The sequence below is a fragment of the cyanobacterium endosymbiont of Braarudosphaera bigelowii genome (genome assembly GCF_020885515.1).
GTDB lineage: Bacteria > Cyanobacteriota > Cyanobacteriia > Cyanobacteriales > Microcystaceae > Atelocyanobacterium > Atelocyanobacterium thalassa_A.
On the sequence record NZ_AP024987.1, the window covers coordinates 1,244,694 to 1,257,028 of the forward strand.

The 12,335-nt window shown below is 31.9% G+C and carries 11 protein-coding genes; 5 read left to right on the forward strand and 6 right to left on the reverse strand.

What is annotated here, in order from left to right; all coding sequences use genetic code 11:
• Positions 1-303: 303 nt before the first annotated feature.
• A complete protein-coding gene (locus LPC16_RS05160) occupies positions 304-1,443 on the forward strand; it encodes a DegT/DnrJ/EryC1/StrS family aminotransferase (RefSeq protein ID WP_229637088.1) in 1,140 nt (379 codons plus the stop codon).
• A gap of 176 nt (positions 1,444-1,619) precedes the next feature.
• Complete coding sequence (gene acs / locus LPC16_RS05165) at positions 1,620-3,629, forward strand: acetate--CoA ligase (protein ID WP_229637094.1); 2,010 nt, start codon at positions 1,620-1,622, stop codon at positions 3,627-3,629.
• 228 nt (positions 3,630-3,857) lie between these two features.
• Here acs and tatC read toward each other — a convergent pair whose 3' ends face one another.
• From tatC to psaM, 3 genes are all read right to left on the reverse strand, one after another.
• A complete protein-coding gene (tatC, locus tag LPC16_RS05170) occupies positions 3,858-4,622 on the reverse strand; it encodes a twin-arginine translocase subunit TatC (protein WP_229637095.1) in 765 nt (254 codons plus the stop codon).
• 270 nt (positions 4,623-4,892) lie between these two features.
• On the reverse strand, positions 4,893-5,240 hold the full coding sequence (locus LPC16_RS05175) for a slr1601 family putative cell division protein (RefSeq protein WP_229637096.1): 348 nt from the start codon (positions 5,238-5,240) through the stop codon (positions 4,893-4,895).
• 99 nt (positions 5,241-5,339) lie between these two features.
• Positions 5,340-5,432, reverse strand: a complete 93-nt coding sequence (gene psaM, locus LPC16_RS05180) for a photosystem I reaction center subunit XII (protein ID WP_040054708.1) — start codon at positions 5,430-5,432, stop codon at positions 5,340-5,342.
• A 213-nt stretch (positions 5,433-5,645) separates the two neighbouring features.
• Between psaM and LPC16_RS05185 the strand changes: the two genes are divergently transcribed.
• On the forward strand, positions 5,646-6,002 hold the full coding sequence (locus LPC16_RS05185) for a phage holin family protein (RefSeq protein WP_229637097.1): 357 nt from the start codon (positions 5,646-5,648) through the stop codon (positions 6,000-6,002).
• A 63-nt stretch (positions 6,003-6,065) separates the two neighbouring features.
• Here the strand turns inward: LPC16_RS05185 and LPC16_RS05190 are convergent, their stop codons facing one another.
• Positions 6,066-7,727, reverse strand: coding sequence for a TolC family protein (locus LPC16_RS05190; RefSeq protein WP_040054707.1), 1,662 nt, complete (start codon positions 7,725-7,727; stop codon positions 6,066-6,068).
• A gap of 424 nt (positions 7,728-8,151) precedes the next feature.
• On the opposite strand from LPC16_RS05190, the gene groES reads away from it, so the two are divergent.
• A complete protein-coding gene (gene groES, locus LPC16_RS05195; RefSeq protein ID WP_012954133.1) occupies positions 8,152-8,463 on the forward strand; it encodes a co-chaperone GroES in 312 nt (103 codons plus the stop codon).
• 60 nt (positions 8,464-8,523) lie between these two features.
• On the forward strand, positions 8,524-10,152 hold the full coding sequence (gene groL, locus LPC16_RS05200; RefSeq protein ID WP_040054706.1) for a chaperonin GroEL: 1,629 nt from the start codon (positions 8,524-8,526) through the stop codon (positions 10,150-10,152).
• A 113-nt stretch (positions 10,153-10,265) separates the two neighbouring features.
• Here the strand turns inward: groL and kaiC are convergent, their stop codons facing one another.
• A complete protein-coding gene (gene kaiC / locus LPC16_RS05205) occupies positions 10,266-11,825 on the reverse strand; it encodes a circadian clock protein KaiC (protein ID WP_229637098.1) in 1,560 nt (519 codons plus the stop codon).
• Between the two features lie 315 nt (positions 11,826-12,140).
• Complete coding sequence (locus LPC16_RS06230) at positions 12,141-12,251, reverse strand: hypothetical protein (RefSeq protein WP_407084200.1); 111 nt, start codon at positions 12,249-12,251, stop codon at positions 12,141-12,143.
• Positions 12,252-12,335 lie beyond the last annotated feature (84 nt).

Sequence of the window (12,335 nt, forward strand, 5' to 3'; positions counted from 1 at the left end):
TTAGAACTACTAAAAGACTGGTAGTAAAAAAATGATAGGTTTCCTCCTACTTAAGTATAGTCACTATGTTTTTTGTTATCAAATAAAATTGCTTAAAAGTTAAATTTTTGAATATACTTTCTGAATATCGATAGTTTTATATGTATAGATAAAGTTAACATAATTAAAATTTTTAATATTAAGCTTTTAAAGTTAATTATTTTCTATGTTAAGATGCATATTAAATAATGAGATCTCATATATTATTCTCGTTTATCTACAATATATCTCTATTTATGAAACGAATTGCTCTTATAGATAAAAATGCAAGTAAATACTATTCCTCCCGTTGATTTAGTTCGTCAATACGAGTCTATTAATAAAGAAATCGATAATGCGATCCTTAAGGTGGTACGCTCCGGCCACTATATTGGTGGTTCTGTTGTAAAAGATTTTGAACAGCAGTTATCTCAATATATAGGTACCTCCCAATGTTTAACCTGCAACTCAGGTACTGACGCCCTCTATTTAGCCTTAAAAGCACTAAATATTGGTTTTGATGACGAAGTAATCACTACTCCTTTCAGCTTTATAGCTACTGCAGAAACGATTAGCTTAGTAGGAGCAAAACCAGTCTTTGCTGATATTGAGCGTGATACTTTTAATTTGGATTTGGAAAATATAGAGAAAACAATTAGTCCTAGAACTAAAGCAATTATCGTAGTTCATCTTTTTGGACAACCTGTCAATATGACTCGCTTAATGGAAATTGCTAATAAACATAACTTATATGTTATCGAAGATTGTGCCCAAGCTACTGGGGCTAAATGGGAAAAGAAAGTTGTTGGTAGTATTGGACATGTAGGCTGTTTTAGCTTTTTTCCCACAAAAAATTTAGGAGCGTGCGGAGATGGTGGAGCGATCACAACTAATGATTCTAGAGTTGCTCAGACTATTAGAATCATTAAGGAGCACGGCTCTATGCAACGCTATCATCATGATGTAGTTGGTATTAATAGTCGTTTAGACACTATACAGGCTGGCATTTTACAAGTAAAGCTATCTTATCTAGATACATGGAATGAACAAAGACGTAAAATAGCTGATTATTATGACAAGTTATTAAATTCAGTTTCAATGATAAAACTTCCTAAGGAAATTATGGGAGGATATCATGTTTGGAATCAATATACAGTTTTAGTAGAAAACAAAATAAACAACAAAAAATATAATAGAGATATTTTAAAAAAAGGTTTAGAAGATCAAGGAATTATTTCTATGGTCTATTATCCTATTCCTATTCATTTGCAAAAGGTTTACGTAAATTTAGGGTATAAAGAAATGTCATTTCCAATTACTGAAAAGGTATCCCACGAAGTGCTTTCATTACCCATATTTCCTGGCATGTTACCACAGGAACAAGAACAAGTTGCTAATGCAATAAAAGCTAGTTTTAATACATAGCTAATCATTCTGGTTTAACTTTAATTTTTATTCTAATATTATTTATTTAATTTTTATTACATATTTTTAATATATGGTTTATTTTTACTAAATATTGAAGATAATTAAATTTGACTATAAATCAAAGTTATATAATTAACTTGAAAATATAATTTTTACAACTATGATCATATGCCATGTTAAATCACCACAAAGAAGATACTATAGAATCTATTCTTCAAGAAGAAAGAGTTGTTTCTCCTTCATCCAATTTTAGCATTAATGCACATATCAAAAGCTTTCAAGATTATGAGAAACTTTATAAGAAATCTATATTAGAGCCAGAAAGTTTTTGGGAAAACCTTGCAGCAAAAGAGTTGCACTGGTTTCATAAATGGGATAATGTTTTAGAGTGGAATCCACCTAATTCTAAGTGGTTTGTTAATGGAAAATTAAATATTACTTATAATTGTATTGATCGTCACCTTACTCCCTCAAGACGAAACAAACCAGCTATTATATGGGAAGGAGAACCTGGCGATTCTCGAATTTTAACATATGAAAATCTATATGTGGAAGTTTGTAAATTTGCTAATATTCTGAAGCAATTAAAAGTAACCAAGGGTGATTGTGTAGCGATATATATGCCAATGATACCTGAGGCTATCATTGCTATGCTTGCTTGTGCTCGAATAGGTGCAGTTCATGCAGTTGTCTTTGGAGGTTTTAGTGCTGAATCTTTAAAAGGACGCTTAAAAGATTCACAAGCAAAAATTTTGGTTACTGCAGATGGTGGTTTTCGTAAAGATAAAATTGTTCCTCTTAAATCTCAAGTTGACATAGCTCTGGAAAATAATTCTTCAAGCATTGAGAAAGTAATAGTAGTTAGACGCACAGAAGAAAATATTACGATGAGAAATGGACGTGATTTTTGGCTGCATAATTTGCAGCAAAATATCTCTACTGATTGTCCTCCAGAAATTATGGATAGTGAAGATACTTTGTTTATTCTTTACACCAGTGGAAGTACTGGAAAACCTAAAGGAGTAGTACATACTATTGGTGGATATAGTCTATATACTCATATAACAACTAAATGGGTCTTTGATCTAAAAGATACAGATATTTATTGGTGCACAGCTGATATAGGCTGGATTACAGGACATAGCTATAGCGTTTATGGCCCATTGTCAAACGGAGCCACCTCTTTAATTTATGAAGGTGTTCCTCGACCATCAAATCTTGGCTGTTTTTGGAATATTATTGAAAAATATGGTGTTAATATTTTTTACACTGCACCAACTGCCATCCGTTCTTTTATGAAAATGGGGGAAGATATACCTCAAAAGTTTGATTTATCCTCTTTGCGACTTTTAGGAACTGTAGGAGAACCTATAAACCCTGAAGTTTGGATGTGGTATTACCGGATAATAGGTAATGAGAAATGTCCTATTGTAGATACTTGGTGGCAAACAGAAACAGGTGGAATCATCATAACGTCTTTACCTGGAGCAATATCTAGTAAACCAGGTTCGGCTTCTCTTCCTTTTCCTGGCATTATTGCGGATGTAGTAGATAAATGTGGCAACAGTGTGTCTAGAAATACTGGTGGATTGTTAGTAATTAAGAATCCATGGCCAAGTATGTTAAGAACCATTTATGGTGATCACCAACGTTTTGAAAAAAGTTATTGGAAATTTTTATCCGATAAATCGGATAAATGTATGTATTCTTCAGGAGATAGTGCACGTAGGGATACCGATGGCTATTTCTGGATTTTAGGGCGTACTGATGATGTTATGAATATTTCAGGTCATCGCCTAGGTTCTATGGAGTTAGAATCAGCATTAGTCTCACATCACACAGTCAATGAAGCAAGTGTAGTTAGCGTACCACACCAAATTAAAGGAGAGGATATTTATGCTTTTGTAACACTTAATAATAGTTTCAAGGCGAGCGATCAGCTATCTAATGAGCTAAAACAACATGTTACTAGAGAAATCGGAGCCATTGCTCGTCCTGCAACTATTCAGTTTACACAAGAATTGCCTAAAACACGTTCTGGAAAAATTGTTAGGAGATTTTTAAGACAAATTGCAGCAGGACAAAGTATTGAAGGAGATAAATCTACGATAGTTAACCCTAATGTTTTGAATGAACTAGAAGAACAAGCTAAATGGCTACGTAATAATAATTTGTATTACTAGTTACGATAGCTGAAAAACACACGTAAGAATTGATTTGGAGATTTATCAGTTATGTACAAATATTATTTATGTTATTAATATATATGTAGCAATATTAGGACAAATTACTTAACAAAAAAAACATACATATCCATTTTGGATCTTAAAAGTTGAATAGAAAAGTTTAATTATAGATATTAGCCATAGCCTAAATACCTATTGTGCATTAAGAGAACTATTCTTAGTATATTATTTACCACTTAATTTAACGATAAAAATACCACCAAAATATAATACTAGGACTGCTCCAGCTAATAAAGATTGAGTTAAAGGATCTGTAGATGGTGTTAAAATAGCTCCTAAAATGACTGCGCCTACTACCACTATACGCCACTCTCTCAACATTTTATGGGATGATATGATACCCAAGTAACCCAACATTAACTGAATTATAGGAATTTGGAATGCAATACCAGTACTAAACATTAATAGTAAAATAAATTCAAAATAACGATCAATTGACCAAGCTTGTTCAACTACATTAGAGCCGTAAGTTATAAAAAAGTTTAATGCAGCAGGTATTAAAATCCAATAGGAAAATCCTATCCCTGCGAAAAAGAGAACACTAGAGATAAGAATAGTGGGACCTAATAGACGACGTTCCCTACGAGTTAATCCAGGTAAAATAAATCTTAAAATTTGGTAAATGATAAAAGGGCTCGTAATCAGTAAACCACTATAACCAGCAACTTTTATAGAAACAAAAAAGAATTCTCCAGGTGCTAGTTGTAAAAGTTTTACTCCTTGTGCAGGAACCTCCAACCATCTTACGAGGGGTTTTACTACTACAAAACATAAGATTATATTCAAACATACTGCTGCTAAAGCATAAAGAATACGTGTTCTTAACTCTTCAATATGATCTAGTAATGGCATTTCTGCTTCATCTGGTATCTCATTGAGATATTCCTCTTTTCCCAGTTGATCACAAGTTTCACTTAAGGGTTGCTTCATAAGATATAAAATACAGTTTTTTGTTTTTTAATTGTATAAAGTAAAGTTTAATATCTAGTATAATTTTTTATTTTATTGCTCAAGATTCATAATTGATTTTACTATGTCTAGTATTCACAAGAAATAATAATGAATAATAAGTCTTTCTAAAGTCATAACAATATAATTTTACCTTCTAAAAAAGTACTAATAGAATATGAAAATTAAGAATTTATTAGTTATTTGCAAAAACGATGCTTTGAGCAATTTATAATGACTTAATTAATTTTTTTAATTATCGTTTCTATCTGGTAGGTAGATAATTCTTCTACGTTCAGGTTCTGTAAAATGACTCTGCTTATACATAACTCGATAAGTCATATTAGGAGAAAAACTATCTCCAAATTCTCTTGCTAATTTGGAAACCCGTTGTCTAGTCTCTTGAAGTTCAGCTTGTAATTCTCTAAGATTAGTTTGTTGTAATTTTAAATAATTAACCGATCTAATAATACTTAAAATTGCAATAGTTGATAGTAGCCCATTCATTATTAATTTAGTAACAACTTCTATAATCATCCACTTATATTCAAAATGATAGCTATTAGTATCTTTTTTTTGATGAATATGTTTTCTAGACATTAAATAATAAGTAAAGTTACATTAAATACTTATGAAGTTCTCTAGCATCACTGCTAGAGAACTTCACAATATACCTGCTAGTCTTAGCAGACATATAAATTATTTATAAAGTTCCGTAGATAAACGAAACGCTAGAATACCAGGAACTAAAGCAACAGCTAAGGCAATGAAAATTTGTGCATTAGATAACATAAGCTATAAACTCCCTAAAGCTAATAAATATAATCACTTCTCTACTTTGCTTTATGATAAGATTTTATGAAATATATTGTTACAAAGATTTAACTTTACTATTTATCCTTTAAAAAAACTAAATTATGTTTTTCTCTGATTAATATTACGGTTTTCAACTTCTAGTTACTTAAATTATAATATAGCAAAATAATAAATGAGAGAAGAGGTAACATGATAAGTTTACTAATTGTTTGGATCACTACATCAGCAAGTTTGTTACTTGTTAGTAAACTACCTATTGGTGTTGATATAGATAGTTTCACTAAAGCTCTAAAAGCTTCCATTATTTTTGGAATTCTTAATACTTTACTTAAACCAATTTTGGTTTTTTTAACAATCCCTTTAACTATAGTAACACTTGGACTATCTCTGCTAATTATAAATGCTATGATTTTCGGTATCACCTCTATATTTGTTGAAGGTTTTCGTTTACGCTATGGTTTATGGAGTGCTGTTTTAGGTTCAGTTTTTCTAAGCCTTACTAACAATACTGTCTTGAAGATACTTACAGTTACAGGGTGGAACTGAAAACCTTAACGTTAGCATAATTGGATATTCTAATTACTCTTGTTTTATTTGTGATTTATTGAATTAAATTTTTTTGAATAGACGGCTATCTGGAAAGTTACTTACTGCTCTTTGAAGTAAATTAATAGAACGGTTATATTCAATGATTGCTTGCAAAAAATCTCCTCGTGCCTTAGACAAATCTCGTTGAGCATCTATTACATCAGTTTGGACACCTATTCCTTCTTGGAATCTTAATCTAGCTAATCTTAGTCCTTCTTCTCTAGTAATAATGTTTTTGCGTGTACTTTCGATATTTCCTTTGTTGGCAATGAGATTGTAATAAGCCTCTTCGACTTCAAATCGAATCTGACTGCGTAAATCTGCAAATTGGATATTGGCTTGATCAATTCTACGTTCTGCAGCTCTAGCACCTGCAAAAGCCCTACCACCATCAAATAGTCTCCATCTTAAACGAGTCTCAAAACGATAATTAATTAATGCTCCTAAAGCATCTTCAAATTCATCATTAAAGCCATACTGAGCAATAATATCTAGTTTAGGGATTATTTCTGCGATCGCAATACGACGATCTTGCTTTCCTATCTCTACTTGAATGAGTTGTTGTTCTAATTCTGCACGATTTTTATATGCTTGAACTATAGTTTCTTCTAACGAAAGTTTCCAATATCCTAGTTCAGAAATATTGTCAGCAGCTGATAGCTCAACTTTTTGACCTAAATTTAAGGTTTCTGTAAGTTTTTTCCTTGCTATTCGCTGTTTTGCAACAGTTCTTGCTAATTGTTCGTTAGCAGTCGCCAAATCTCCATCTGCACGTAATATATCAAACTTAGTTCCTAAACCAGCCCTTTCTAAAAGCTGTGCATCTCTTAAAGTTTGAGTGGCATTTTCAACATCTGCTTGAGCAATAGCCACCTCAGCATCAGCATTTTGTAAAAGGTAATAATTATCTGTTGCTTCAAAACGAATTTGTTCAGCAATTTGTTCAAGCTGTAGTTGTCGACCCCTAATTTCTCGTTCTGCTTTTCTAATACGACCGTCTCTCTCACCACCAGTATAAATATCATACCGGAGGGAAACATTGAAAATTCCTGTTGTTTCCCGAGAACTTGCTGCAACTTGTTTTCTGAAACCTTGGCTAAAGTCAATAGATTGTCTCTCAAAAAACTTATGATTTAAGCGTGAATCTATATCTAAACTAGGATAAAGCTTTGCTTCCTGCTCAATTAGTCGTGCTTTAAACTCTTCTATGACAACACGAGCATTTTCTATTTCTTGATTATTTTGTAAAGCTACAGAAATAACTTCTCTTAGAGTAAGAGATCTATTAAGTATTATCTTAATATTGTCCTTTTTTATAGAAGATACTAAAAATTTATTATCTATACTTGTACATTCGGAAAGTGATTTTATAGAGACAGTTTTTAAGTAATCAACATATCTAAAATTAAAGGGAAAATTTACTTGTTTACAGTTGATTTCAAAAGATGATTTTATTGTGTTTATGTAATTGCTTTTTTCAAAACTAGATTTTATCAATAAATCCTGTTTTCCTTTAAAATCATCGATATAGTTTTTAACTTGTGATTTTTTATTAGATTTTGGGAAAAGCTTTGTAGTTTCATATTCTTCTTGCATGGGGGATAAAGCCTGTGCTATCAACGACAAATTAAATAGCAATACCATTAAATAACCAGCACATGCATAGTAATTTAGAAGAAACATGATTTTTTGCAAAAATTAAATTTGGATAACTATAGTATTAACTAGAAAAATAAAATAGAAATACTTATCAAGGTATCATACAGTCTACAATATATTTCATTTAATTAAAAACAGGCTAAATTGATCACCTCTTATTACATTACTTGTCATAGTTATAGTTATATGATCTTTATAATTTAAGTAAGATTCTTTTAGTCTTGACCTTCATAATTTATCATAAAAAAAATCTATATCGCATGAAATATTACATGAATATTTTTATTATTTAATAATAGAAAGTTCGGGAACCCGTACACAATGAACAGTTGCCAGAACTCCTAATATTTCGTTAAATTAGCACTCAAGGATTAAGAGTGCTAACTCTATAAAAAGTTACCTTAAAGAACTCTTGATTTTTCAATAAATATTAAAGGAGGATTTATTCATGGCAGCAATCAGTATTAATGTATCTACCGTTAAGCCCCTTGGAGATCGTATTTTTCTTAAGGTCAATCCTGCTGAAGAAAAAACTGCTGGCGGTATTTTATTGCCAGATAATGCTCAAGAAAAGCCTCAAATAGGTGAAGTTGTTTCTGTTGGGCCTGGCAAACGTAATGATGATGGTAGTCGTTCTGAACTGGATGTCAAGGTAGGTGATAAAGTCCTTTACTCTAAATATGCTGGAACTGATGTCAAGCTATCTGGAGAAGACTATGTACTACTTTCTGAAAAAGATATCCTAGCAGCTGTTGCTTAAAATATACATAGCAAATTCTTATTAACTTTATTTAGAATTGACATAAAAGAGGAATAATCTATGGCTAAGTCTATTGTTTACAACGAAGATGCACGTCGTGCATTAGAGAGAGGAATGGACATCCTTGCAGAATCTGTTGCTGTTACTCTTGGTCCCAAAGGTCGTAACGTAGTTCTCGAAAAAAAATTTGGTGCTCCACAAATTGTTAACGATGGTATTACCATTGCGAAAGAAATCGAGCTAGAAGATCATATTGAAAATACTGGTGTATCCTTAATTCGTCAAGCTGCCTCAAAAACTAATGATGTAGCTGGAGATGGGACAACTACTGCTACAGTACTAGCTCACGCTATTGTAAAAGAAGGTTTACGCAACGTCGCTGCTGGAGCTAATCCTATATCTTTAAAGCGTGGTGTTGATAAAGCTACTAATTTTCTAGTAGAAAAGATTGCAGAACATTCAAAACCTATTGAAGATTCTAAAGCTATCGCTCAAGTTGGTTCTATTTCTGCAGGTAACGATGAAGAAGTAGGTCAAATGATCGCCGATGCCATGGATAAAGTTGGTAAAGAAGGTGTTATCTCTCTAGAAGAAGGTAAATCAATGTTTACTGAACTAGAAATAACTGAAGGGATGCGTTTTGACAAAGGATACATTTCTCCTTACTTCGTTACTGATCCTGAAAGAATGGAAGCAGTTTTTGAAGAACCATGTATTCTTATCACTGATAAAAAAATTAATTTGGTCCAAGATTTAGTTCCTATCTTAGAGCAAGTTGCTCGTCAAGGAAAATCTTTAGTTATTATTGCTGAAGATATTGAAAAAGAAGCTTTGGCAACCTTAGTAGTTAACCGTTTACGTGGTGTTCTAAACGTTGCTGCAGTCAAAGCTCCTGGTTTTGGAGATCGTCGTAAGCAAATGCTTGAAGATATTGCTATTCTTACTGGTGGTACTGTAATTAGTGAAGAGACAGGTTTAAAGCTGGAAGGCGCAACAATTGAAATGTTCGGGTCTGCACGACGTCTTATTATGACTAAAGATAACACAACGATTGTAGCTGAAGGTAATGAAGAAGCAGTTAAATCTCGTTGTGATCTAATTCGTCGACAAATTGAAGACTCTGACTCTTCATATGACAAAGAAAAGCTACAAGAACGTTTGGCTAAGTTGTCTGGTGGAGTTGCGGTTATCAAAGTTGGTGCTGCTACAGAAACTGAGATGAAAGATCGCAAACTTCGACTAGAAGATGCTATTAATGCTACAAAAGCTGCTGTTGAAGAAGGTATTGTTCCTGGTGGTGGAACAACGCTAGCACATTTTGCTCCAAAATTAGAAGAATGGGCACATGCTAATCTTGATATTAGTGAAGAATTAACTGGTGCATTAATTGTCGCCCGTGCTTTAACTGCTCCTTTGAAACGCATTGCTGAGAATGCAGGTCAAAATGGGGCAGTTATTGCTGAACGTGTTAAAGAAAAAGATTTTAATATCGGCTACGATGCTGCTACAGGACAATTCTCTGACATGTTAGCTAGTGGAATTGTTGATCCCGCAAAAGTAACTCGTTCCGGAATACAAAATGCTGCTTCTATTGCCGGCATGATTTTAACCACTGAATGTATTGTAGTTGACAAGCCAGAGAAGGTGAAATCCGCTGCTGCTGGAGGTCCTGGAGATTATGATTATTAATAACTGCTTCTTAATTAAATAAATAAGGAATGCTCTGTCTTTTTATAAGACAGAGCATTCCTTATTTATTTAATTAAGAATAAATTTAATCTATTTTGCCAGAAAATGTAACGCTATGATCCCGTTGCATCTCTAACACCATGAATAGTGTGCGAAAGTTCATTTGTCTCATTGAAAGCTACTCTAGTTTTAGAATTACTGACTATATCTTCACAGTTACGAAAAAAGTCTTGAATAATAGGGCCATTATGATTAATAATATATTGTCTGATATTTTTATCATGCCAAGATCCCCTCATCTTAAAGACATTAATTGATTTAGACATTTTTCCATGATTTTCTACATATTTAAGCATTAATATTGTATCTGTAATAGTAGAAATATGAGTCTCTGTAATAGAGTAATCCTCCATAAGCTGATCAGTTGTATTAGTAAAAAATCCTGTAATTTCTTCTTGTTTTACATATCCTGTGATTCCAGTTACAAATTGATGAAAAGCATTTTTTGTAACACCTCGAGCTAGAGCAGATAGAGAATCAATAGCAATACGAGAAGGTTTAAATCTGGAAATTTCTGACTTGATCATTTGTAAGTGATCTTCTAGACCAGCAGATTCTGGATAAGTACATAATAGTTTAAGAAGCCCTTTATGCTCCATTTCCTCAAAATTAATCCCCCAAGACATGGCATTACGAGACAACTGAGCCTTAGATTCTTCATAAGCAAATAAAATTACTCTTTCTTTTTGATGACATCCTTCTTCTAAGAATTTACTTAAAAATAAAGTTTTTCCAGTTCCTGTAGTACCTGTTGCTAAAATAATAGAATCTTTGAAGAATCCCCCTCCACACATTTCATTAAGAGTTTGTACTCCAGAAGAAATACGTATGTTAGATGATCTTTGAGTTAATCTCATTGCTCCTAAAGGAAATATGTTAATTCCATCATTAATAATAGTGAATGGATACTCTCCATTCATATGAGTTGTACCACGTAACTTGAGAATCTCAATTGTACGACGACGGCGCTCTCCTTCTAAAACATTACGTACAACAATTACATTATCTGAGACAAATTCTTCAATACCAAATCTAGCAATTTGGCCATATTCTTCTATTCGTTCTGTAGTTAAGATAGAAGTAATTTCTAATTGTTTCAATCGAGATACAAGACGAAAAATTTCTCTTCTTATTACAGAAACAGCGTTATATTGTTGGAAAACTGTAGTTATAGAGTCAATAGAAACAAGTTTTGCTTTATATTTCTGAATGGCATATTGTATTCTTTCAATTAGTGCTGATAAATCAAAATTTTCAAATATTTCTTGTCCTTCAGGATCTGGGGACGCATCTAGAATAAATAAATAACCATCATCCACTAATTTTTGTAAGTCCCAGCCAAAACTATATGCGTTCTCAATAATATCATTTGGAGATTCTTCAAAAGTAACGAAAAGACCGGGATAGTCAAAATATTTAATCCCGTTATATAAAAATTGTATAGCAAGGAGTGTTTTTCCTGTTCCTGATGTTCCACTAACAAGTGTTGTTCTTCCTAAAGGTAGTCCTCCATGGGTTATTTCATCTAAACCATCTATCATAGTACGAATTTTACGAACACCGTTAAGAGCTAATTTTAATGGTATGTCTTTTCTTGAAAAAGGCTGATTCATAACTTCTTAATTAATTATATTATATTGAAATTTTTAATGGAACAACAGAAGAAAGCTGAATCTTAAATATTTTTATAAGGAGAATCTAGCTTAATTTAAAAAATCTTTTTTGCTATAAAAAATTTTAGAATTGTAATCGCAGATTTGTATTAATAACCAATATATTATTTTTTATTGTAATTTCTTTAAAAAATCAATAATTTTTGTATACAAATTCTTTCAGCTTTATTTATTTATATCTATTTGGACTGTAGTAAATAATTAATTTATATAGTTAGTTACTGTACAGTCAGAATTCATTTTTAATCTTACAATTTATTTTAAAGTAGAAAAACGATATATCTCTTCTAAATAGGCAAAGACATCAATAATAGTTAAATCATAATCTAAAAATATTTTATATTTATCTCTTTTAACTTGATCTATTGTGGTGGTTCATCAATTAATTCCATACGAATTTTTAAAATCTGAGAAATTGATTTATTGGTAGCAAGAGTTGTTTAATAAATT

Excerpts from the sequence above, each read along its gene's own strand:
- LPC16_RS05160 (WP_229637088.1), top strand. The coding sequence starts at position 304 with ATGCAAGTAAATACTATTCCTCCCGTTGATTTAGTTCGTCAATACGAG.
- acs (WP_229637094.1), top strand. The coding sequence starts at position 1,620 with ATGTTAAATCACCACAAAGAAGATACTATAGAATCTATTCTTCAAGAA.
- tatC (WP_229637095.1), bottom strand. The coding sequence starts at position 4,622 with ATGAAGCAACCCTTAAGTGAAACTTGTGATCAACTGGGAAAAGAGGAA.
- LPC16_RS05175 (WP_229637096.1), bottom strand. The coding sequence starts at position 5,240 with ATGTCTAGAAAACATATTCATCAAAAAAAAGATACTAATAGCTATCAT.
- psaM (WP_040054708.1), bottom strand. The coding sequence starts at position 5,432 with ATGTTATCTAATGCACAAATTTTCATTGCCTTAGCTGTTGCTTTAGTT.
- LPC16_RS05185 (WP_229637097.1), top strand. The coding sequence starts at position 5,646 with ATGATAAGTTTACTAATTGTTTGGATCACTACATCAGCAAGTTTGTTA.
- LPC16_RS05190 (WP_040054707.1), bottom strand. The coding sequence starts at position 7,727 with ATGTTTCTTCTAAATTACTATGCATGTGCTGGTTATTTAATGGTATTG.
- groES (WP_012954133.1), top strand. The coding sequence starts at position 8,152 with ATGGCAGCAATCAGTATTAATGTATCTACCGTTAAGCCCCTTGGAGAT.
- groL (WP_040054706.1), top strand. The coding sequence starts at position 8,524 with ATGGCTAAGTCTATTGTTTACAACGAAGATGCACGTCGTGCATTAGAG.
- kaiC (WP_229637098.1), bottom strand. The coding sequence starts at position 11,825 with ATGAATCAGCCTTTTTCAAGAAAAGACATACCATTAAAATTAGCTCTT.